Annotated in this window: 1 pseudogene; it reads left to right on the plus strand. The window is 47.7% G+C overall.

Annotation, left to right across the window (positions count from 1 at the left end):
• Window positions 1-1519 (plus strand): annotated as a pseudogene (locus M2134_RS15740) (RHS repeat-associated core domain-containing protein); the annotation flags it as partial.

A 1519-nucleotide genomic window follows, 5' to 3' on the forward strand; every position in this document is an offset into this window, starting at 1 on the left:
CTGCTCTATGTCACGGAAACGAAAGATGAAGACAATAACCCTCTCTATACCTTTACGGATAAAGAGGGACATGTGATATTGACCCGTCAGATTTCGGGCTCAACCTTTTTTGATACCTACTATATATACGATGACTATGGACATTTGCGCGTGGTGCTTCCTCCGCTGGGCACCGACGGCTATTCCTCCAATGTCTTTACCGAGACCTCGCCGGTCTTTATGGACTATGCCTATATGTATAAGTATAACGACCGCGGGCATTGCATCGCCAAGAAGCTGCCGGGTGCGGACTGGATTTATTATATCTACGACAAGGCGGATCGGTTGATTTTCAGTCAGGATGGTGAACAACGTACGCGGGGCGAATGGCGTTTTACGATTCCCGACCGCTTTGGGCGGGTGGTGTTGGAGGGAATCTGTAAGAACTCTCTTACTTACAATAGTGATCCCTTGATCAACACGGTGGTAACTGCCTCCTGGGGTGGAACAACAAATAGCTATAAGGGGTATACCCTCAACTATACGCTGACCACCGCCACGACCCATTCGGCCTGGTACTATGATAACTATAATTTTTGCAGCTATAATGGTGTTCCCGCGCGAAGCAGTAGCTCCACTGATTTTAAGGAAGAGACCCGCTCGGGTTATTCCATTGTAGACACGGCAAAAACACAAGGCCTTCTGACCGGCGAACTGCATATGATGCTCAAAGGAACGGCAACGACCCTCTCTACGGTCTACTATTACGATAACCGTGGGCGCATGGTGCAAACAAAGTCTAAAGATCATAATGGGAAGATCAATAAGGAGTTTCTCTCCTTAGCCTTCGATGGCCTTCCGGAGAAACGCTTCCTCTCGCACCGCTCTCCAACCAATACGGAATACACCGAGGAATACCTTTATGCCTATGACCATGCCCGCCGCCCAACGACTACGACGCATAAATGGAATGGTGCTTCTACGGGGAAGGTGTTGGAGGCTAATACTTATGATGCGCTTGGACGTATCAATACCAATGTGCCGATGGAACTCAGCCAAATGCTGGATACCCGGTTGTATGATGTCCGCTCACGGATGGAATATATACTTCGTGGCTTTTTTAATCAGCACTTTGGTTATACCTACGGCAGTAATATAACTTACTGGCAGGTTTACCTTGCTTACGACCATAAGCGATATGAATTCACCTACGATGGTTTGTCCCGTCTGACGAATGCATCCTATACCAAAGGCTCGGGAAACTTTGCGGCATCATACTCGTATGATAAGAATGGAAATATGATGACAATTCAGCGCTATGGACGCACGGCATATCAGACCTATGGAAAGATCGATCAGATTACGATGGTACGCAACGGCAACCGTGTCGTAAAAGCGACCGATGGGGTGGGCAATATTTCCGATAGCCAGTCGCAGGACTTCAAGGATTATGTGAATAAGACAACGGAGTATACCTACAACCAAAACGGAGCAATGACTCAGGATCAGAACCGGGGTATCACCTCCATTGCATACAATA

Source organism: Parabacteroides sp. PM6-13 (assembly GCF_029892605.1).
Classification (GTDB): Bacteria; Bacteroidota; Bacteroidia; order Bacteroidales; family Tannerellaceae; genus QVMG01.